The sequence below is a fragment of the Phycicoccus sp. Soil803 genome (genome assembly GCF_001429685.1).
Classification (GTDB): domain Bacteria; phylum Actinomycetota; class Actinomycetes; order Actinomycetales; family Dermatophilaceae; genus Pedococcus.
In genome coordinates, this window is sequence record NZ_LMST01000001.1 from 418746 (window position 1) to 438378 (window position 19633).

General features: G+C 71.1%; 20 protein-coding genes. 13 read left to right on the plus strand and 7 right to left on the minus strand.

Features of this window, described 5'->3' with window-relative positions; translation table 11 throughout:
* Positions 1 to 24 precede the first annotated feature (24 nt).
* From ASG95_RS01945 to ASG95_RS01965, 5 genes are all read left to right on the plus strand, one after another.
* Entirely contained in the window at positions 25 to 702 is a 678-nt protein-coding gene (locus ASG95_RS01945) for an ECF transporter S component (RefSeq protein ID WP_057376364.1), read from the plus strand.
* Positions 703 to 793: 91 nt separating this feature from the next.
* Positions 794 to 2962 (plus strand): ATP-binding cassette domain-containing protein, encoded by a 2169-nt coding sequence (locus tag ASG95_RS01950; RefSeq protein WP_235544117.1) that lies wholly within the window; start codon positions 794 to 796, stop codon positions 2960 to 2962.
* Between the two features lie 230 nt (positions 2963 to 3192).
* Entirely contained in the window at positions 3193 to 3957 is a 765-nt protein-coding gene (locus tag ASG95_RS20650) for a C39 family peptidase (RefSeq protein WP_162259343.1), read from the plus strand.
* Between the two features lie 217 nt (positions 3958 to 4174).
* On the plus strand, positions 4175 to 5191 hold the full coding sequence (locus ASG95_RS01960; RefSeq protein ID WP_157581687.1) for a hypothetical protein: 1017 nt from the start codon (positions 4175 to 4177) through the stop codon (positions 5189 to 5191).
* A 63-nt stretch (positions 5192 to 5254) separates the two neighbouring features.
* Complete coding sequence (locus ASG95_RS01965) at positions 5255 to 7351, plus strand: elongation factor G-like protein EF-G2 (protein WP_057376368.1); 2097 nt, start codon at positions 5255 to 5257, stop codon at positions 7349 to 7351.
* 76 nt (positions 7352 to 7427) lie between these two features.
* Here the strand turns inward: ASG95_RS01965 and ASG95_RS01970 are convergent, their stop codons facing one another.
* Together ASG95_RS01970 and ASG95_RS21555 are read right to left on the minus strand one after the other, a co-directional pair.
* Complete coding sequence (locus ASG95_RS01970; protein ID WP_057376369.1) at positions 7428 to 8069, minus strand: DNA-3-methyladenine glycosylase; 642 nt, start codon at positions 8067 to 8069, stop codon at positions 7428 to 7430.
* Between the two features lie 43 nt (positions 8070 to 8112).
* Complete coding sequence (locus tag ASG95_RS21555; RefSeq protein ID WP_162259344.1) at positions 8113 to 8379, minus strand: hypothetical protein; 267 nt, start codon at positions 8377 to 8379, stop codon at positions 8113 to 8115.
* Between the two features lie 145 nt (positions 8380 to 8524).
* Between ASG95_RS21555 and ASG95_RS01975 the strand changes: the two genes are divergently transcribed.
* The 5 genes from ASG95_RS01975 to ASG95_RS01995 all read left to right on the plus strand — a co-directional run bounded on the left by ASG95_RS01975 (position 8525) and on the right by ASG95_RS01995 (position 13325).
* On the plus strand, positions 8525 to 9052 hold the full coding sequence (locus ASG95_RS01975) for a hypothetical protein (RefSeq protein ID WP_057376370.1): 528 nt from the start codon (positions 8525 to 8527) through the stop codon (positions 9050 to 9052).
* 159 nt (positions 9053 to 9211) lie between these two features.
* Positions 9212 to 11110 (plus strand): molecular chaperone DnaK, encoded by a 1899-nt coding sequence (gene dnaK, locus ASG95_RS01980; RefSeq protein ID WP_057376371.1) that lies wholly within the window; start codon positions 9212 to 9214, stop codon positions 11108 to 11110.
* The gene (gene grpE, locus ASG95_RS01985; protein ID WP_057376372.1) at positions 11107 to 11757 is read left to right on the plus strand and encodes a nucleotide exchange factor GrpE; all 651 of its coding nucleotides are present in this window, start codon (positions 11107 to 11109) and stop codon (positions 11755 to 11757) included. Before dnaK ends, grpE begins: the two co-directional genes overlap by 4 nt.
* Before the next feature lie 92 nt (positions 11758 to 11849).
* Positions 11850 to 12863 carry a DnaJ C-terminal domain-containing protein gene (locus ASG95_RS01990; RefSeq protein WP_057376373.1) on the plus strand — a complete coding sequence of 338 codons (1014 nt, stop codon included), beginning with the start codon at positions 11850 to 11852 and terminating at the stop codon, positions 12861 to 12863.
* Positions 12864 to 12869: 6 nt separating this feature from the next.
* Positions 12870 to 13325: a heat shock protein transcriptional repressor HspR gene (locus tag ASG95_RS01995; RefSeq protein WP_057376374.1), complete on the plus strand. Its 456-nt coding sequence runs from the start codon at positions 12870 to 12872 to the stop codon at positions 13323 to 13325.
* Between the two features lie 132 nt (positions 13326 to 13457).
* Here ASG95_RS01995 and ASG95_RS02000 read toward each other — a convergent pair whose 3' ends face one another.
* The gene (locus tag ASG95_RS02000) at positions 13458 to 13736 is read right to left on the minus strand and encodes a helix-turn-helix transcriptional regulator (protein ID WP_082592262.1); all 279 of its coding nucleotides are present in this window, start codon (positions 13734 to 13736) and stop codon (positions 13458 to 13460) included.
* Positions 13737 to 13905: 169 nt separating this feature from the next.
* Here ASG95_RS02000 and ASG95_RS02005 point away from each other — a divergent pair, with 169 nt between their 5' ends.
* From ASG95_RS02005 to ASG95_RS02015, 3 genes are read left to right on the plus strand one after another with little or no spacing between them, the layout of a single operon-like run.
* Positions 13906 to 14253 (plus strand): helix-turn-helix domain-containing protein, encoded by a 348-nt coding sequence (locus ASG95_RS02005; RefSeq protein ID WP_162259345.1) that lies wholly within the window; start codon positions 13906 to 13908, stop codon positions 14251 to 14253.
* Positions 14219 to 14656: an ImmA/IrrE family metallo-endopeptidase gene (locus ASG95_RS02010; RefSeq protein WP_157581690.1), complete on the plus strand. Its 438-nt coding sequence runs from the start codon at positions 14219 to 14221 to the stop codon at positions 14654 to 14656. Before ASG95_RS02005 ends, ASG95_RS02010 begins: the two co-directional genes overlap by 35 nt.
* Before the next feature lie 26 nt (positions 14657 to 14682).
* Positions 14683 to 14955, plus strand: a complete 273-nt coding sequence (locus tag ASG95_RS02015; protein ID WP_057376376.1) for a ribonuclease E inhibitor RraB — start codon at positions 14683 to 14685, stop codon at positions 14953 to 14955.
* Positions 14956 to 14980: 25 nt separating this feature from the next.
* On the opposite strand, the gene ASG95_RS02020 is transcribed toward ASG95_RS02015, so the two are convergent.
* From ASG95_RS02020 to ASG95_RS02035, 4 genes are all read right to left on the minus strand, one after another.
* Entirely contained in the window at positions 14981 to 16501 is a 1521-nt protein-coding gene (locus ASG95_RS02020; protein ID WP_082592263.1) for a glycoside hydrolase family 3 protein, read from the minus strand.
* Positions 16498 to 17328: a carbohydrate ABC transporter permease gene (locus ASG95_RS02025; RefSeq protein WP_057376377.1), complete on the minus strand. Its 831-nt coding sequence runs from the start codon at positions 17326 to 17328 to the stop codon at positions 16498 to 16500. Before ASG95_RS02025 ends, ASG95_RS02020 begins: the two co-directional genes overlap by 4 nt.
* Entirely contained in the window at positions 17325 to 18146 is an 822-nt protein-coding gene (locus ASG95_RS02030; RefSeq protein WP_200961859.1) for a carbohydrate ABC transporter permease, read from the minus strand. Before ASG95_RS02030 ends, ASG95_RS02025 begins: the two co-directional genes overlap by 4 nt.
* A gap of 155 nt (positions 18147 to 18301) precedes the next feature.
* The gene (locus tag ASG95_RS02035; protein ID WP_200961860.1) at positions 18302 to 19585 is read right to left on the minus strand and encodes an extracellular solute-binding protein; all 1284 of its coding nucleotides are present in this window, start codon (positions 19583 to 19585) and stop codon (positions 18302 to 18304) included.
* Positions 19586 to 19633: the final 48 nt, after the last annotated feature.

A 19633-nucleotide genomic window follows, 5' to 3' on the forward strand; every position in this document is an offset into this window, starting at 1 on the left:
CCGGATCCCACGGGAGAAGAAAACATGAGCACCACCAACACCCCGGCCGCCTCGGCCGGCAGCACCTCGTCCACCTCCACCGAGCCACGTCGCGGGAGCATCCGCGCCAGCGGGCAGCTCTGGGGTTGGCGGACCGTCGACCTCCTGACGGTCTCCTTCCTCGGCGCCGCGTTCGGCGTCGCCTACTGGGCCTGGGGTCTGGCCTACACCGCACCGGCCGCGGGGCTCGAGGCCCTCTTCCCGCCGCTGCAGGGCATCACGGGCGCGCCCTGGTTGATGGCCGGGGTCGTGGGCGGCCTGGTCATCCGCCGCCCGGGCTCCGCCCTGCTCTGCGAGGTCGTGGCGGCCCTCGTCTCGATGCTTCCCGGCACCAAGTGGGGTTTCACCACCCTCGTCTCGGGGATCTTGCAGGGTCTCGGCGCGGAGATCGCCTTCCTGCTCCTCGGGTATGCCGCGTTCGGCCTCGGTGCCGCACTCCTCGCCGGCGCCCTCTCCGCACCGCTGGAAGCTCTCTACGAGTGGCAGACGTGGTGGACCGACTGGGACCTGGGCTACAAGCTCGCCTACGCCGGCATCCTCACCGTCGCGGGCGCGATCATCGCCGGTGGCCTCGGGTGGCTGCTGACGCGAGGGCTGGCCCGAGCTGGCGCCCTGGGCGCCTTCCCCGCAGGGCAGGAAGCCCGGGAGTCACACGCTGTCTGACCACCCCGGTCCCGGCGCCCCGTCGGGGCGCCGGGGTCAGCTCGAGGTCCGGGGACTGACCTGGCGGCCCTACGGCCGTCGCGACCCGGTCATCCCCGGACTCGACCTCGACACCCCGCCCGGCCAACGGGTCCTGCTCGTCGGCCCCAGCGGTTCGGGCAAGTCCACGCTGCTGCGAGCGCTGGCGGGCGTGCTCGAGGTCGCCGACTCGGGTGAGCGCGGCGGCACCGTGCTGCTCGACGGCGCCGTCCCGGGGACCCGGGCCGGCGATGTCGGTCTCGTCCTCCAGGAGCCCGGTGCGGGCATCGTCTCGGCGACCGTCGGACGGGACGTGGCCTTCGGCCTCGAGAACATCGGCATGCCGCGTGCGGACATGCCCGCGCGCGTCGCCGCTGCGCTGGGCGCGGTCGACCTCACGATGCCGCAGGACACCCCGACGTTCGCACTGTCCGGGGGTGAGCAGCAACGGCTCGCCCTCGCGGGAGCGCTCGCCCTCGAGCCTGCCGTCCTGTTGCTCGACGAACCCACCGCGATGCTCGACCCGGTGAACGCGGAGTCGGTCCGGCGCACGGTCGACGAGGTCACCAGGTCCCGCGGGCTGACGACGGTCGTCGTCGAGCACCGGCTCGGCCCGTGGCTCGACCTCGTCGACCGGCTGGTTGTCCTCGACCCCACGGGTCGGGTCGTGGCGGACGGCGAGCCTGCTTCGGTGCTCGCCCTGCACGGGGAGTCCCTTGCCGCCCAGGGCATCTGGGTGCCCGGGTTCCCCGATCCGCAACCACGCGGCATACCTGCTGGGGTGTTCGAGCCGTCGTCGACGGGCGCCAACGTGCTGACCCTCGACGCGGCAGACGTCACCATCAGAAGGTCGGTGCGGGCGCTCGACGGCTCGACCCGCACCACGGTCGCGGTGCAGGACCAGTGGTTCCAGGCCCGCGCCGGGCAGGTGCACGCGCTGGTGGGCCCCAGCGGTGCCGGCAAGTCGACCCTCCTGTTGGCGCTGGCCGGGCTGCTGCGTCGGCAGGGTGGGGAGGTGCGGCTACGGCCCGACCTGGCGGTCGACGGGCAGCGCGACCCACGCGAACTGGGCACGATCGACCTGGCCCGCCGGGTGGCCTGGGTGCCGCAGTGGGCCAGCTCCACCATCGTCAGCCACACCGTGCTCGACGAGGTGATGACCACGTCCCGGGCTGTGGGGCTGGTCGAGTCCGAGGCGCGGGTGCGGGCCCGGGCTCTGCTGGCGCACCTCGGTCTGTCTCATCTGGAGCAGGCCGACCCCCGACACCTCTCGGGCGGGGAGCAGCGTCGGCTGGCGGTCGCGTCCGCAGTGGTCCACCAGCCAGCCCTGGTCTGTGCCGACGAGGCCACCGTCGGTCAGGACCGGCTGACCTGGGCTGCCGTCATGGGCATTGTCGAGGGGTTGCGAGACACGGGGGCGGCGATCGTGCTGACCACGCACGACGACGCCGTGACCACGCGGGCGGACGCGGTCACGGTGATCGAGCGACCCGTTCAGCCGCCACCGGCACCGGTCCGCCGTCGCCCGCTGGTGGCCCGCGCGGGTCCGCTGTCGCTGTTGGCTGGCGCGAGCCTGGCGATCCCTGCGGGGGTCGTCTCGCCGCGGTGGTCCACCAGCCTGCTGGTCCTGTCCGTGCAGGCCGTGCTCGCGGTGATCGCGCTCTGGGCGCCGGGCCGGGGACCGGTCCCCACCGGTCGGCTGCGCGGCGTGCTCCTGCGGCTCGGTCCCGGGGTGCTCGGCGCCCTCTCGGTGGCGTGGTCCACCTGGCTGCTCGGAGGCCACGAGGGTGGCACCGCGTTCACGGCGGGGCTGCGGGTGCTGATCATCGTGCTGCCCTCGGCGGTGCTGATCCAGCACGTCGACGCCGACGCCCTCGGTGACCACCTGGGGCAACGGCTCCGTCTCCCGGCCCGCCCCGTCGTGGCCGTAGCGGCCGCGTTGCAGCGGGTGCACACCTTCGGGGAGATCTGGTCGGAGATCGCGCGGGCCCGCCGGGTGCGCGGGATCGGCGCCACGGCGCGTTCCCCGCGCTCGGTCCTCGCCGAGCTGTGGGCGCTGACCCTGGGGATGCTGGTCCGGTCGTTGCAGTCCGCGGCGGCGCTCGCGGTGGCGATGGACTCGCGAGGTTTCGCCACGGCATACCGGCGCACCTGGGCTGCACCCGCGCCGTGGCGACGGGCCGACTGGCTCGTGGTCGCCGCCAGCCTGGTCCCCCTCGCGGTGGCGGTCCTCGTCCGCTGAGGGGCCCGCCGCTCCTTGCGCGTGTTGGCGAGCATGCTGGACCCAGTTCGACGCCCTGACTATCTCTGTATCTATCTGTTGACCTATATGCACATGGCTGGCATTGTGTGTGTTTATTTCCAGTAATGTTCATATGGGGGGTAGGTATGGTCAGGAAGATAGTCTGTGCTGTGGTCGTGGCGGGGGGCGCGAGCCTGTCGATGCAGGGGGTGGCATGGGCTGACCAGTCCGTGGCGCCCAACCCCGACCGGTCGACGCTGGTCGCTCCGGACAAGGGAACCGACAGCGACCCACACTTGGCCTTGCCGCAATGGGCGGTCGAGGGCGAGGCAACAAAATTCGCTGCGGCCGTTGGACGAGTGCATGGAACGCGGATCGGGAAGCTTCCCACCGTGGTGGATCCTGGGAGTCAGCCGCCGGCTGCCCACTCGATGGCTGGCAAGCAGCAGGACCAGATCACCAGCTACTACTGCGGGCCGGCCGCAGTGTCGGAGGCGCTTGCACATCTGGGCATCTCCGCGAGCCAGTCCACGGTGGCCACGCAGCTGCGCACAACCGGTGACGGCACGGCCTGGTCAGGAGTCAACGCCAACGTCTCGACGGCCAAGACCGGATACCCGGTGCCCGACGTGCTCAACTACCACCTTCGCAATAGCTCTCTGCGCTACTACCCGGTGGGCTATGGGTCGGCCACGTCGACAGTGATCGCGAACTTCAAGACTCGCGCCGTGGCCGACATCTCCGCCGCCGACCCGGTCATCGGCGATGCGTGGGAGACCAGCAGTTCGGCCTACCACCTGGTCGGACATCCACGCGATCGCACGATCTTCCACTGGTACACCATGTTCGGCTACTCAAGCTCGGGGTCCTCGATCACCTACGAAGACTCGGCTCACTCCAGCCAGGTCAGCTGGGGGAGTGGTGTGCCCGAGTATTCAACGCTCGCCGCCACGAAGCTGGCGACGATCAACGCCGGACGGGGCTATGTCTGGTAGGCGCTTGGCAGCGTCGTTCCTGACCGTTCCGACGGCCCTAGGGGCTTGCACGCCCAGCGGCCCCGCGCCCACCGACCCGACGCCCGCCACGACGACCGCCTCGACCGATGTCGCTGGGGCGCCCTGGTGGGAGGGCTCAGCCGTCTGCGAACTCGAGCCGTCGGTGTCGCTCGCCCGGACGATGGCTCAGCGATGGTCACCGCCGAAGTCGGCCGGCGTGCGGGACATCGTGGCCCACGCGCCGGTGTCGCCCGAGGGCTGGATGTTCACGGAAGAGCGAGGCAGCAGGTTCAACGGTGCGTCGATGTGGAACGTCCGCACGGGAGAGCAGCGAGTCATCCGACGGTTCAAGGGCTCGGCGACCTACCAGGCGGCAGGAGGCTTCGACGGCGAGCACGTTCTCTGGGTGGAGACCCACGGCCTGGAGAGCTTCGACGACTTTGCCATCTACCTCTACGACTTGGCGTCCGGGACCAACCGTCACCTCGGTGACAACGAGACCGACGCCGCGGGAAACCCCTACGTCAGCCCGCTCGACGCGCCCGTCGTGCACGAGGGCATCGGTGCGTGGGTCCAGGGCACCGGACCCGGCGGCGAACGGACCGTGAAGGTAGCCGACCTGGAGACGGGCACCGTGCGGGACGCCTACACCGGCTACGTCAACGGTGTCCGCTTCCTCGGTGACGACCTGATGCTGACCATGGGCAACTGGACCCGGCGGCTCTACGACACCCGGACCCTGCAGGAGAAGGACCCTCCGGCCGGGCTGAGCCGCTTCAACGGTCGGGTGATGGTCACCTTCGGTGACGACGGCAGTGTGGCCTACACCAACGACAACTCCGACGACTCCGCGCCGTACACCGAGCTCTGGTTCGCACCCTCGCTGACCAAGCCGGCGCATCTCGTGCTCCGGCTGCCGACCGACCACGGGCTTCAGAGCGCGCCCGACATCACGCCCTCAGGCATCGTGTATCCCACCGACGGACACGGGTCCTTCTACCTCGACCGAGCGACGGGGAACACCGTCCGCATCACCGATGCGCAGTACTACTTCGTCGCGGACGACAGGGTGGTGACGCTCGACGCCGCCATCGACAAGGCGGCCAGGACCACGTCACTGAGGATCTTCAGCCTCCCCAGCTCGATCATGGGCGGCTGTCCGCAGCGCTCTCCCCAGCCGCAGCCCAGAGGGCCGTCGACGGTGCGCCCCGCCACCACGAGCTCTGCCGACTGATCCCGTGCCGCCACCGGGCCGAGACCCCTTGCGGCGCGTGGGCGACCGGAGCAAGGTGACCTCATGAACCGTGTCAGCGACGCCGCGGGTCCGTCCTCACCGGACCAGATCCGCAACGTGGTCCTGGTGGGAGCGAGCGGGGCCGGCAAGACGGCACTGTTCGACCAGCTCGTGGCGGCCCGGATCCCGGGCCGCCGCGCTCGTGAAGGGGGCGATCTCGCCGCCACGCAGTCCCTGACGGCGGCCTCGATCCCGACCGGCGAGGTCACTCTCAACCTGCTCGACACCCCCGGTCACCCCGACTTCGTGGGTGACGTGCGCGCCGGCCTGCGGGCCGCAGACGCGGCCATCTTCGTCGTCGCCGCGGCGGACGGCGTGGACGAGCCGACCCGACTGCTGTGGCGCGAGTGCGAGGTGCTCGGTATGCCGCGTGCCGTCGCCGTCACCCGCCTCGAGCAGGCGCGGGCCGACTTCGAGGCGACCGTCGACGGGTGCCAGCGCGCCTTCGGGGATGCCGAGCCGCTGGCCCTGCCGCTCGTGGTCGACGGCGCGGTCACCGGACTGCTGAACCTGTTGCGCCGCACCGTGACCGAGCAGCGGCCGGGTGGCGGTGAGGCCGACCGGGAGCCCAGCAGCGACGAGGGTGAGCTGATCGACGCCCAGCGGGGCGAGCTGATCGAGTCCGTGATCGAGGAGTCCGAGGACGAAGGGCTCCTCGAGCGCTACCTGGGGGGCGAGGAGGTCGACACCGAGGCCGTCTCCGGCGACCTGCGCCTCGCCATCGCGACGGCCCGCTTCTTCCCGATCCTGCCGACCCATGCTCCCGGCGGCGTGGGTGTCGAGGCGCTGCTCGAGCTGTGCGAGAAGGGTTTCCCGTCTCCGGTGGGGGCAGCAGTCCCCACCGTCTACACCCCGGCCGGCGGCGACTTCGGCACGGTGACCTGCGACCCCGCGGGTCCGCTCGTGGCCGAGGTCGTGCGCACCACGACCGACCCCTTCGTGGGTCGTCAGTCGCTGGTGCGGGTGTTCTCCGGCACGCTGCGACCTGACGAACCGGTGCACATCTCCGGTCACCTCCAGCACTTCGCGAGCCACCTCGTGGACGAGCACGCCGACCACGACACCGATGACGAGCGGATCGGCCCGCTCTCTGCGCCGGTGGGTGACGAGACGCGGCCGGTGGCCGCCGGGATCGCCGGTGACGTGGTCGTCGTCGCCAAGCTCGCGGGTGCGGAGACCTCGGACACGTTGTCGCGCAAGGACAAGCCGGCCCTTGTCGAACCCTGGCTGCTGCCCAACCCGTTGCTGCCCGTGGCGATCCACGCCAGGTCGAAGGGCGACGAGGACAAGCTCGCGACCGCGTTGCAACGGCTGGTCGCCGAGGACGTCACCATGCGGCTCGAGCACAACGCCGAGACCCACCAGCTCGTGCTGTGGGCGATGGGTCCGGCCCACGTCGACCAGCTGATCGCCACCCTCGACTCCCGCTACCACGTGCCCGTCGAGGTCGAGCCGGTGCGGACATCGTTGCGCGAGACCTTCGTCCGGCCCACCAAGGTGCAGGGCCGGCTCGTGAAGCAGTCGGGTGGACACGGCCAGTACGCCGTCTGCCACCTCGAGATCGAGCCCTTGGAGCGCGGCGCGGGCATCGAGTTCGTCGACAAGGTCGTCGGTGGAGCCGTGCCCCGCAACTTCATCCCCTCGGTGGAGAAGGGCGCCCGCAACCAGCTCGAGAAGGGGGTGCTGGCCGGCTACCCCGTGGTCGACGTGCGCATCACCCTCGTCGACGGCAAGGCCCACTCGGTCGACTCCTCCGACATGGCGTTCCAGACCGCCGCCGGGATGGCGCTGCGAGAGGCGGCCAACGACTCGACGGTCGCCATGCTCGAACCCGTCGACGAGGTGCACATCGACGTCAGCGACGACGCGGTCGGCGGGGTGCTGGCGGACCTGCGCGGCCGTCGCGGTCAGGTGCACGGCACCGAGCCGTCCGAGGTCACCGGGCGCACCGTCATCCACGCCGAGGTGCCGGCCCACGAGCTGGCCCGCTACCCGGTCGACCTGCGCTCGGTCTCACACGGCACCGGCAGCTTCACCCGCAGCTTCGTCCGCTACGACTACATGCCACCTGCGCTCGCCCGCGAGGTGACGGCCGGCTGACGTCCCGGGCTTGCGTCTGTTGGAAGCGAAACTGCCGGATCTCCGGAAGTTTCGCTTCCAACAGACGGGGGCCGGGTCAGTCGAGGACGATGAGCGGCGTCTCGGACCGGCCGCGCCGCGCGAGGTAACCGTGCCAGAGCAGCCGCGCCGAGGTCGACCGGTGCGGTCGCCACCGCTCGCCCACCAGCTCGAGGGCAGCCTGGTCGGGCACCACGTCGAGGCCCAGGGCCTCGGCCGCCGCCACCTGCAGCGCGCGGTCGCCGACCGGCCAGAGGTCCGCGCGGCCGAGACAGGCGAGCAGGTAGACGTCGGCGGTCCAGCGCCCGATACCGGGCAGGGCGATGAGCGCTCGCCGCACCTCGTCGTCGGTGAGGGCATCGAGCCCGGCCAGGTCGAGCTCGCCGGTCACGACCGCTGCGGCCAGGGCGCGCAGGTAGCGGTCCTTCTGGCGCGACACTCCGTCGACCCGCAGCTCCTCGGGGGTCGTGGCCAGCAACGGCTCAGGGCCCATGGTGCCCACGCGCTCGAGCACCCTGCGGTAGGCCGCGGCAGCAGACGCCAGCGACACCTGCTGCTCGAGGATGAACAGCACCAGGCTCGCGAACCCCGGTGGCCGCAGCCACAACGGAGGTATGCCGTGCTCGGCCACGAGCGCGGCGAGGTCGGGGTCGTGGGCCGTCAGCTCCGACACCGAGCGCGCGAAGAGTCGGTCGTCCACGAGCCGCGACGCTACCCCCAGCTGACCCGGACCGACCGCGTGGTCAGCCGGCGCGCAGCCGCCGCCGCTCGTCGCGCAGGGCCTGCAGCTCGGCCCAGTAGTCCCGGGTCGGGTCGGTGTCGGCGCGTGAGGCCTCAGGAGCCCGCGCGGGAGCGGACGGGGTGGGGACCACCCTCAGGTGTGACGAGCGCTTCTCGGCCATGACGCCCACGGTAGGACCCCCCACCGACAGCCACGCGGCATACCGGGTCTCAGGAGTGGGCCACTGGCCGAGATTCCGCTGCGACTCGCTGACCCAGTTCCTCGCCACCGCACCCCCTGACGCCGGGACTTCTGGCCACTGGTGTCGCACGACGGCCGCGAGACCGGGGGTCGGTGCGGCACGGCTGGCCAGAAGTCGGGAGTGAAGTGGAGGCGGATTGCTCGCTGACGGTCAACCGCGAGAGGCTGGCCGCATGCCCGAGGTGTTCGCAGGTCTGGTCGACGTCCACTACGGCTTCATCGACCTCTACTCCGACCCGGACGGCAGCGGCGACGAGACCGACGACCTGGTCGGGGCGCGCCGGGGTCAGGCGAACGGGCTCGTGGGCGCGCAGGTCCCGCACCAGCTCGGCATGGTCACCGGCCTCCACACCGGCGAGGTCCCCCTGGTCGTCACCTGGAGCGAGGGTGCGCCCGAGGTGGACGAGGAGTGGGAGGACGTCGTCGAGGTCTCGGTCGACCTGTCCACGCCTGACCTGACGATCGCGACGTTCGAGAGCGCGTACGGCTGCACGATCCCCCAGCCCGGCTGGCACCGGGCGCGCTACTGCGTCGCCGGCATGGACGAGGGGCAGGAGCTCGACACCCCCGAGGACGACGAGACCGCCCCCGACCGCTACCTCCTCCAGCTGTGGCCCGCGCCGCCCGGCCCCGATGCCGTGCTCCGCGAGGGCAGCGAGATCGCCGCCTACTGGCACGGCGTCGCCCGCGGCGAGGAGTGAGGCGAGAAAGGTCGCCCGGCCGGGAACAATCTCCTCACGCACGAAGTTGAGCCGAGTGAACGCAAGTTTGGCGCCCGGATTTGCCATGCGGCATACCGGCTCCTAACTTGAGTGCAGGCAACTCAACCCAGCGTCACCCAGACACACAGGAGATTCACCATGGCACGTGCGGTCGGCATCGACCTCGGTACCACCAACTCGGCCGTCGCCGTCCTCGAGGGCGGGGAGCCGACGATCATCGCCAACGCGGAGGGCGGTCGTACGACCCCATCCGTCGTGGCGTTCTCCAAGGGCGGTGAGGTGCTGGTCGGCGAGATCGCCAAGCGCCAGGCCGTCACCAACGTCGACCGGACGATCCGCTCCGTCAAGCGCCACATCGGCACCGACTGGAAGTCACCGGAGATCGACGGCAAGACCTACACCGCGCAGGAGATCAGCGCCCGCATCCTGCAGAAGCTCAAGCGCGACGCCGAGTCCTACCTCGGTGAGGACGTGACCGACGCCGTCATCACCGTCCCCGCGTACTTCGACGACCACGAGCGCCAGGCCACCAAGGAGGCCGGTGAGATCGCGGGCCTCAACGTGCTGCGCATCATCAACGAGCCCACCGCCGCGGCGCTCGCCTACGGTCTCGACAAGGGCAAGGAAGACGAGCTCATCCTCGTCTTCGACCTCGGTGGCGGCACCTTCGACGTGTCCCTCCTCGAGGTCGGCAAGGACCCGGAGGACGGCTTCTCGACCATCCAGGTCCGCGCGACCAGCGGTGACAACCAGCTCGGTGGCGACGACTGGGACGAGCGCATCGTCAACCACCTCCTCACCACCGTGAAGAACACCTCCGGTGTCGACCTGTCCAAGGACAAGATCGCGATGCAGCGGCTGCGTGACGCCGCGGAGCAGGCCAAGAAGGAGCTCTCCTCCTCGACCAGCACCAACGTGTCGATGCAGTACCTCTCGATGTCCGAGAACGGCCCGATCCACCTCGAGGAGACGATCAGCCGCGCCCAGTTCGAGCAGCTGACCAAGGACCTGCTCGACCGGACCCGTCAGCCGTTCCAGAACGTCATCAAGGACGCCGGCATCGCGCTGGCCGACATCGACCACGTGGTCCTCGTCGGTGGCTCGACCCGCATGCCCGCCGTGAGCGCGCTCGTCAAGGAGCTCACCGGTGGCAAGGAGCCGAACAAGGGCGTCAACCCGGACGAGGTCGTCGCCGTGGGAGCGAGCCTGCAGGCCGGTGTCCTCAAGGGTGAGCGCAAGGACGTCCTGCTCATCGACGTCACGCCGCTCTCGCTCGGCATCGAGACCAAGGGCGGCTTGTTCACCAAGCTCATCGAGCGCAACACGGCCATCCCGACCAAGCGCTCCGAGGTGTTCTCGACCGCCGAGGACAACCAGCCGAGCGTGCTGATCCAGGTCTTCCAGGGTGAGCGCGAGATCGCGCAGCACAACAAGCAGCTGGGCACCTTCGAGCTCAGCGGGATCGCGCCCGCACCCCGTGGCGTGCCGCAGGTCGAGGTCACCTTCGACATCGACGCCAACGGCATCGTCAACGTGTCCGCGAAGGACCGCGGCACCGGCCAGGAGCAGAAGATCACCATCTCCGGTGGTTCGGCCCTCGCCAAGGAGGACATCGAGCGGATGATCAAGGAGGCCGAGGCGCACGCCGACGAGGACCGGAAGCGTCGCGAGGAGACCGAGGCCCGCAACACCGCCGAGAACCTCGTCTACTCGACCGAGAAGTTCCTCGCCGACAACGCCGACAAGCTCCCGGCCGACGGCCGTGGCGATGTCGACGCCGCGCTCGCGGACCTCAAGGAGGCCCTGAAGCCGGAGTCGGGCGCCTCGCCCGAGGACATCTCGGCCAAGACCTCGAAGCTCTCCGAGGAGTCGCAGAAGCTGGGCACCGCGATGTATGCCGCGGCCGCCGAGTCCGAGCAGGCCGGCACCGCCGGTGACGGCGCGGCGTCCGACGACGCCGGCTCCGCCGACGCGGGTGCGTCCGACGACGACGTGGTTGACGCCGAGGTCGTCGAGGACGACGAGGAGAAGAAGTGACCGACCAGGCCCCCACGCCTGACGGTGCCGAGGGGGTGGTGGGCGCCGACGAGACCGCGCCGCCCACCACCGCCGAGGCGGCCCCGCTGCAGGGTGACATCCTCGATGAGGGTGCTGGCCCGCAGCACGCCGGGGACGCCACCGAGGCGAGCGACTCGACCAGCAACCTGAGCACCCCCGAGGGCGCCCAGGATGCGGACCTGCACCCCGACACGGTGCTCGCGGGGGAGCGGCTCGCCGACCTGCAGCGCCTGCAGGCGGAGTACGTGAACTACAAGCGTCGCGTCGACCGTGACCGCGCTGTCGTACAGGAGCGCGCAGCCCAGTCGGTCATCGAGGCGTTGCTCCCGGTGCTCGACGACATCCACGCAGCGCGGGAGCACGGCGACCTCGCCGACGGCCCGTTCGCGGCCATCGCCGACAAGCTGGAGTCCACCCTCGGCAAGTTCGGGCTGGAGCGCTACGGCGCGGCGGGTGAGCAGTTCGACCCCAACCTGCACGAAGCCCTGATGCACACCGCCTGGCCGCAGGACGGTTCGGTGCAGCCGACCGACTCGACCACCGTGGTGCAGGTGCTCCAGCCCGGCTACCGCGCGGGCGAGCAGATCCTGCGGGCAGCGCGCGTCGCCGTGGCCGATCCCGAGTGACGGCAGCATCATTCACCGCATGACCCCGACCGCAGGTTTCCCACCCAATAGGAACGAAACCTGCACCGCACCGCCGAGAGGAGGGCGCCGACATGGCTAGCCAGGACTGGTTCGAGAAGGACTTCTACGCGATCCTCGGCGTCCCCCAGGACGCCGACGACGCGGCGATCAAGAAGGCCTACCGCAAGCTCGCCCGCGCGCACCACCCCGACAAGAACCCGGGCGATGCGGCTGCCGAGCAGCGCTTCAAGGACGTCGGCGAGGCCAACTCGGTGCTGTCCGACCCGGAGAAGCGTCGCGAGTACGACGCGGTCCGCCAGATGGCCCGCGGCGGTGCCCGGTTCACCGCCGGTGGTCCCGGTGGTGGCGCGGGTGGCTTCGACGACGTGTTCTCCACGATGTTCGGGGGCGGGGCAGGGCGCGGTGGCACCCGCGTGCGGTACTCCACCGGCGGCGGCGGGCAGCCTGACCTCGAGGACATCCTCGGGGGGATGTTCGGCGGAGGTGCCGGCCCGGCATACGGGGGCACGGGGTTCCGCGCGCCCCAGGGGCCGCGCAAGGGCGCGGACCTGACCGCGCGCACGAGCCTGTCGTTCCGCGACGCCGTCGAGGGCGCCACCGTCACCCTCGGCACGACCGGTGGTGGCCAGATCACCACGCGGATCCCGGCCGGGGTCAAGGACGGACAGAAGATCCGTCTGCGCGGCAAGGGCCAGCCCGGCGACACGGGGGCTACGGCCGGCGACCTGATCCTCACCGTCGCGGTCGAGAAGCACCCGGTCTTCGGGCGTGAGGGCGACAACCTCACCATCGAGCTCCCCGTGACCTTTGCCGAGGCGACGCTCGGGGCCACCGTGGCCGTGCCCACCCTCGACGGGTCCACCGTCAAGGTGCGGGTCGCGCCGGGCACGCCCAGCGGCCGCGTCCTGCGGATCAAGGGCCGGGGCGTGCCGGTGAAGGACAAGCCGGGTGACCTGATGGCCAAGGTCAGCATCGTGGTGCCGCAGCGGCTGTCCGACGAGGCGAGGGCTGCGGTCGAGACCCTGCAGGCCCTGGACGAGGGGTTCGACCCGCGGGCCGAGCTCTTCGCGAACGCGAGGCGGTGACCGGTCGTGGACGAGGCACGCTCGTTCTCCCCCGACGACGACTCCCCGATCTTCGTCATCTCCGTGGCGGCCACGCTGGCCGGCATGCACGCCCAGACCCTGCGGCAGTACGACCGGCTCGGCCTGGTCAGCCCGTCGAGGACACGCGGTGGCGGACGGCGCTACTCCGGGCGCGACGTCGCGATGCTGCGGGAGGTCCAGCGCCTGTCCCAGGAGGAGGGCGTCAGCCTCGCCGGCATCCAGCGCATCCTGGAGCTCGAGAACCAGGTGGCTGCCCTGCGCGGTCGGGTGCTGGAGCTGACCGACGAGCTCGAGCGTTCCCGGCTCTCGTCGCAAGCGCGATCCGCCTCCCGCGTGTTCGCCGTCGGCCCGACCGGTGACGTGATCGCGGTGCGGGCCGGACAGCGCCCCCGAATGCAGCGCTCGCAGGCCTTGGTGGTCTGGCGTCCGAGCCACCACTGACCACGGCACAAGGGCGGGCCGGCACGCCTCGCTCCGACCAATGCACGGGCCGGCCCACCAAGAGCCCCCACCTCGCAAGACGATGGGGGCTCTCGGCCGGCGCCGGCGCAGTCTGGAGGGGTGCCGGGCAGGTCAGGCGGACACCTCGTCGCGCAGCGGCGCGGTGGCCAGCAGTGCCCGGTAGTCCTCGATCTGCAGCTCACGGAGCAGGCCGGCGTAGACCTCGGGACTGACGCGGAACTTGCTGCCGTTCTCGAGGTGCCTGATGTAGGACGGGTCGACCCCCAGGGCCGCGGCGAGGTCGGTCACCGCACGGCCCCTGGCCTGACGGATGACGCGCAGTGCGTAGCCGTGCACCTCGATCACGTGGTTTGGGGGTGTTTCCCTAGGCATGACCACGAACATAGTCATGACCGGATGCTCCGGCAAGAGTTCTGCACAGGTATCGGCAGAATGTGCCGTGATCGCGTCAGGCGACCCCGGTGTCGACCCACGACGCGCCGGAGTTGGGTGCCCTGGTGGCCAAAGCGTGACTGAACGGGACTAGAAGTGACTGGATGTGACTGGCAAGATGCGCAGCATGAATCGTGAGCAGCTCGAACGCCTCGGCCAACGCGTCGAACGGGCCCGTCTCAGCCACGGGTGGAGCAAGGAGCAGGCGGCCAGGGAGGCGCGCATCTCCTCGATCACGTGGAAGCGTGTGGAGGACGGGCTCGGGGTCCAGGACGTCAAGCGAGCCAAGGTGCTCGAGGTCCTGGGGCTGGACGACCGTGGTGAGCCTGTCGGTGGGTCGGCGCAGGATGGGGGCTTCGTGACCGCCCCGGGTCAGCGGATGCGGTCCGGGGTCAGTGACGAGGAGGTCCTCGCGCTGATCGACGACGTGAGGAGCAGGCTTGACGCCATCGAGCGACGGATCCGGGGTTCCTGACCCCTGGGCGGTGCTGCGCGAGATGCGCGACGTGGTGCTGGTGCGGCAGCCCATCGCCGAGCCCGGTCGCTACTACCACGGCCGCCGAGCGATCGTCCTGCGCTCCGGTCGCAGCCTCGAGGAGGAGCGCTGCTCCCTGTGGCACGAGCTGGTCCACGCCGAGCGGGGCGACGTCGAGTGCAGCGGCTGGACGGCCTCGGCCACCGAGCGCCGGGTCGAGCGCGAGGCGGCCCGACGGGCCATGCCCCTCGACGTCATGGAGCGCCGCCTCGCCCTCGCGAGCGACTGGGACGACTTCGTCTGGCACATGAAGGTGCCCGAGCGGTGGGTGCGGTTCCGGCTGACCCAAGCCGCCCCGGCCGAGCGCGCCCGGCTGCGCCGGGCCTGCCGCTGGGCCGACTGACGCCATCCGCCCGGCATACTCGTCCTGTGAGTGAGCACCTGCTGGTCTTCCCCGACCGTGAGACCGCCGACGACGTCGCCGCCGAACTGGCCCATGAGGGCTTCTCCGAGGTCCGCGTCGTCCGGGAGGCCTTGGCGGGGGAGGACGACTCGGAGGACCACGAGTGGGCCGTCCACGTCGTCGAGGAGATGGTCGCCGACGAGTCCGGACCGGTCGAGTCCGGGCTCCGCGACCGGTTCAGCGCCCTGGCCGAGGAGCACGGCGGCTGGTACGACCCGGACCCGGCCACCCCTGCCTGACCCCCGTGGCCAGGAGGCACGCTGCTCAGGGGGCGAGCAGGTCGACCACGGCCTCGCCACTGGCCCACGACGCGCCGTACGTGACCACGTGGGTCGCGCCCTGAGGCGGTGACCACCCGGGCCACCCGGTGTCGATGACGACGGTGTCGGGTCGTGCGCGCACGATCTGCTGGACGAGGGAGCCCATCCACCGGTGCCGGTGTGGGTCGCGCACCACGACCCACACCGGGCGTCCGGTCGCCGCGGCCAGTCCCGCGCGAACGCCCGCCGTGTCGGTGATCCGCAGCGGTGCCAGCCCGGGCCACCTGCGGGCCACCGCCGTCGTGAGGCCGGAGGGGGTGTCGTCGCCCACGGCGATGTTGCTCGGGGCCACGAGCTCGAGGACGCACGGGCCGGTCGCAGTGGCGACGACGGGGACCGAACCACGGACCCGGAGGGCCCTGGCCGCCGCCGTGCGCCCGGCCGGTGCCGCCCCGGGGACCGGCCGACCCGTCCGGGCCGCCGTGGCCGCGAGGCGAAGCTCGTCGCGCAGCCGCGCCGCGGCGGCCACCCGCTCGCCCGCCTCGGCCAGCCGCTCCAGGGGGAGGCGACCCGACTCGACGGCACCCACGAGTGCCGCGACCACGGAGTCCACGGTCTCGGCGTCGGCGAGTCCTCCGCCGATGCACAACGCGTCGACGCCGGCCAGGACCGCCTGGACCGCCCCCTCCGCCACCCCGAGCGGCCCGGCGACGGCGCCCATCTCGAGGCCGTCCGAGAGCGCCAGGCCAGTGAAGCCGAGTCCGTCGCGCAGGAGACCGGTCATGATGGCGGGCACCAGCGTGGCGGGACGGGGATCGATGCCGGGGACACGCACGTGGGCGCTCATGACCGAGGCAGCGCCGGCGGCGAGGGCCGCCCGGAAGGGTACGAGCCAGGGGCTGGTCTCCGGGTCGCCGAGGTCCACCTCGGGGAGGTCATGGTGGCTGTCCACACCCGTGTCCCCGTGGCCGGGGAAGTGCTTGGCGCACGCCAGGACGCCGGCCGACTGCAGCCCGGCCACCCAGGCCCCGGTGTGGCGCGCCACGAGGGCCGGGTCGGCGCCGAAGCTCCGCACCCCGATGACGGGGTTGGCCGCCTCGACGTTGACGTCGGCGTCGGGGGCGTAGTCCAGGTCGATGCCGAGCTCGGCGAGCGCAGCGCCGATCTCGGCCGCCACCGCCTCGGTGAGGGCGGTGTCGTCGACGGCGCCGAGGGCGAGGTTCCCCGGCCACGACGAGCCGGTGGCGTGTTCGAGCCGCGTGACGTCGCCGCCCTCCTCGTCGATCGCCACGAGCGCCGCAGGGTTGGCCGCGTGGATCGCCGCGGTGAGGGTGGCCACCTGCGCAGGCGACTCGATGTTGCGCGCGAACAGCGCCACGCCGCCCAGGCCCTCGGCCAGCCGCTCGAGCAGCCACGACGGAGCGGTCAGCCCGGTGAAGCCGGGCTGGACCACGGCGAGCGCGAGGCGACGCAGGTCCGCGGACCCGAGGTCCACGGCATACCCGATCTCGCTGACGTCGCTCATCCCTTCACCGCCCCCGCGGCGAGCCCGCCCACGGCGCGGCGCTGGAGGATGGCGAACAGGAGGATGACGGGCAGGGTGAACAGGGAGGAGGCGGCCATCGTGGCCCCCCAGTCGGTGCCGAACACGGTCTGGAAGGCCGAGATCCACAGGGGGAGAGTCGCATTCGGCTCCGACTGCATGAGCGCGTTGACGAAGACGAACTCGTTCCAGATCGTGATGAAGCCGAACAGCGACGTGGCCATGACCCCCGGCGCCAGCAAGGGGAAGACGATGCGGCGGAAGGCCTGGCCGCGCGAGCAGCCGTCCACCAGGGCGGCCTCCTCGAGCTCGACCGGGACGGCGGCGATGAAGCCGCGCATGGTCCACACGGTGAACGGCAGCACCATCACCATGTAGAGGGGGATCAGCGCCAGCAGGACGTCGAGCCAGCCGGTGTCTCGGTAGACGATGAAGATCGGGATGAGCATGGCCTCCCACGGGGCGAGCTGCGCGGCCATGATCGTGATGAGGAACGCCTTGCGCCCCTTGAAGAAGTAGCGCGTGCTGGCCCATGCCGAGGCGAGTGCGATGAGCAGGGCGATCACCACCGCGCCGATGGTCAGCACGAGGCTGTTGCGGGCGAAGTGCCAGAACCCCGGGGCCTCGATGGCGGTGCGCAGGTGCTCGAGCGTCGGGGAGTGCGGGATGAACACCGGAGTGCGCGAGACCACGTCGGAGCGCGGCTTGATGGCGGTGACCGCCATCCAGTAGACGGGGAACGCCCAGAGGGCGGCGAGCACGAGGGCGATCGCCGACTGTATGCCGCGGGCGCGGCGGCTGGCCCTCATCGCACCTCCTCGGCGCGCACGGCCGACCGCACGTAGAGCGCGAGCAGGACGAGCAGGATCGCGACCGTCACGACCGATGCCGCGGCTGCCAGGCCGAACTGGCTGCGGGCCAGGCCCTCCTGGTAGATGAGGATCGGCAGCGTCGTCGTGGAGGAGTCCGGGCCGCCTCGGCGCATCGCGTAGACCTGGGTGAAGGCCTTGAAGTCCCAGATCACCTGGAGGAAGGCCAGCACGCCGATCATCGGTCGCACGAGGGGGAAGGTGATGGTCCACCAGCGCTGGCTCGCGGTGGCGCCGTCGATCACGGCCGCCTCGTCGAGCTCCGGGGGGACCGTCGCCAGGGCGGCCGAGATGCTGAAGACCACGAGGGGGACGGCCTGCCAGACGACGAGCAGGCCGGCCACGAGGAAGGTCGAGCGACCCGTCGAGAACCACGAGTGGCCCTCGGTGTCGAGACCGACCCGGGCCAGCAGCCAGTTGACGACGCCGAAGTCGGTGTCGAAGAGCCACTGGAACACGGTGGTCGCGGCGAGCACCGGGGTGGCCCAGGCCAGTACCAGGCTGATCGACAGGAGCACCTTCGGGAAGCGGGGCAGGCGCACCAGCAGGAGGGCCATGAGGACGCCCACCACCATGGTGGTGGCGGCACAGGCAGCGGTGAAGAGCACCGACCGGACCACCGCGTCCCAGAAGGCCGGGTCGGCCAGGATCGTCCGGTAGTTGTCGAAGCCGACCCAGACGACGTCGCGGCTGATCAGCTCGCGGAGCGTGACCTTGCGCAGCGACAGCAGGACGTTGTTGACCAACGGCCAGCCCATCAGGGCGGCAAGGGTGAGGACTGTCGGTGCGATCAGCAGCAGCGGCAGGAGGCGGCCCGCGGGACCGCCTCCTCCGGTGGTGCCGCGCCGCCCCCGGCGGCGGAGGTGTGCCGGGGGCGGCGCGGCCGTCGGGGGACGGACCGCGGTGGGACTGGTCAGAGCGCACCGCTCATGCGCTTGGTGATCTCGGCGCTCGCCTTGGCTCCGGCCGCAGCCGGGTCCGTGCCGGTGAGGACCGCGGTCATGTAGTCCTTCACGGGGTTGGCCCCGGCCTCGACCCCTGCCCACCGCGGGTCGACCGGCGTCACGTGGCCGTTCGCAGCCGCGCCGGCCATGATCTTGGCCGTCGGGTCGGTGAGCTTGGAGAGCAGGGCCGTGCGGTTCGGGACCACGTTGGACGCGAGGGCGAGCTCGGTCTGGTACTTCTCGCCAGTCATCAGGGCGAGCCAGTCGGCGGCGAGCTTCGGCGAGTCCGAGCCGGCCGAGATGCCGAGGTTGGAGCCACCGAGGAACACCGAGCCGGACTTGTCCGCGCTGCTGCTGGGGATCGGGAAGACCGCGACCTTGCCGTCGAGCTTCTTGTTGGCCCCGACCGCCGAGCCCATCTCCCACGGCAGGCCGATCATCTGCGCGACGTTGCCCTCCGCGAAGACCTCGAACTGCTGGGGGGTGGCCTCGTCGGCGTCCTTGGGTGCCTTCGAGAGCGACTGCAGCTGCTTGTACTTCCCGATCGCCTCGGCCGCGGCGGGGGTGTCCAGCCCGCCCTTCCACGAGTCGCCGTCCTTGACCGCGAGGTCACCACCGGCGTCCCAGAGCAGCCCGGCGTAGACGTACCAGCTCTGGCCGGGGAGGTAGATGCCCTGGAAGTCCTTGGTGGCGGCGTTGGCCTGGTTGAGCTTGGTGGTGGCCGCGACCCACTCGTCGAACGTTTTCGGGACGGTGACGCCGGCCTTCTCGAAGAGGTCGGTTCGGTAGATCACGACGCGGTTGGCGGCCAGGAGGGGTGCGCCGTACGTCTTGCCGTCCCAGACCCCGGAGGAGGCCATGCCCTTCGACCACTGGTCGATGCCGAGCTTTGCCTTGTCGGCGTCGAGGTCCAGCAGGGCGCCCGACTGGCTGAACTTGGCGTTCTGCGTGTTGCCCATCTCGATGACGTCCGGCGGGTTGTTGCCGGCCAGGGCCGTGGTGAGCTTGTCCTGGATGCCGTTCCACTCCTGCACCTCGACGGTGACCGTGGCCCCGGGGTGCTGTTTGGCGAGATCGGCGTTGACCGACTGCACGACCTTGTCGGGGACCGACCCGTTCATCAACCAGACCGTCAGGGCGTTCTTCTCCGCCGCGTCACCCGAACCCGACTTGGCGTCGCCGCCGCAGGCACTGAGCGCGAGGGTCAGACCCACCGCCGCCACCAGCGCAGGCGCTGTCCATCGCTGCTTCACTACGTCCTCCTTGAGACAGGCCAGGGGCTTCGTGGCCCACTGGGCAGG